Raw genomic sequence first — 731 nt, forward strand, 5'->3', positions numbered from 1 at the left:
GCTTCCAGCAACTCGGCCTTGTTCGGAAAGTAGTGGTACAGACTGCCGCTGGTCATGTCGGCGGTGCGGGCGATCTCACGGATGGTGGCCCGTGAGTACCCCGCCGTGGCCACACAGCGCATGGTGGCGACGACGATCCGCCGGCGGGTCTCCTCGCCGCTGGCGCCGACCGGGCGTCCACGCTGCGCCCGCGTCACCGTGCTCTCCCCACTCGCGCGTCCTGTCCGCCGGCTCTGAGTGCCCGGCAGGTCGAATATAATCGAGTGATCGATTAGTTTGGGCTTCCGCGCGGAGGTGCGCAGTGTGTGATGGACGGACCTGCGGCGGGTTCCGCGCGGCATGAGCGTCGCGCCGTCGCAATTGGGCCGCCCGGTGGGCGCCGACGGGGAGCAGACCCGCGCTCGGATCATCACCGCGGCGATGCGGTGTGTGGCCGAGATGGGCTACTCCCGCACTACGATTCGCGAGATCGCCCGGGCCGCCGACATGACCAGCGCCAGCCTGTACAACTACTTTCCGAACAAGGCCGAGTTGATCAAGGCCGCGATCGCGGCACGCACCGATGTCGCATTGCCTCGACTGCGGGCGGCCGCCGCGGGCGCCGGGACCGCCATCGATCGGATCGAGGCGGTGCTCGACGAGTCGGGCCGGCTCATGCGCGAGTACCCGGATCTCGCCGCCTTCGAGTGGGTGATCCGCGCCGAGGGCGTGGCCGACGTCGATGCGCGGCT

At 69.5% G+C, this 731-nt stretch carries 2 protein-coding genes; one reads left to right on the top strand and one right to left on the bottom strand.

Annotation, left to right across the window (positions count from 1 at the left end; translation table 11 throughout):
* The coding region (locus A5781_RS26045; RefSeq protein ID WP_156624375.1) for a helix-turn-helix domain-containing protein at positions 1 to 197 on the bottom strand (197 nt) is incomplete at its 3' end.
* 142 nt (positions 198 to 339) lie between these two features.
* Here A5781_RS26045 and A5781_RS04255 point away from each other — a divergent pair.
* Positions 340 to 731, top strand: a 392-nt coding sequence (locus A5781_RS04255; protein WP_156624377.1) for a TetR/AcrR family transcriptional regulator, incomplete at its 3' end; no start/stop codon positions are given.

The organism is Mycobacterium sp. 852002-30065_SCH5024008 (genome assembly GCF_001665645.1).
Taxonomy (GTDB): domain Bacteria; phylum Actinomycetota; class Actinomycetes; order Mycobacteriales; family Mycobacteriaceae; genus Mycobacterium; species Mycobacterium paraffinicum.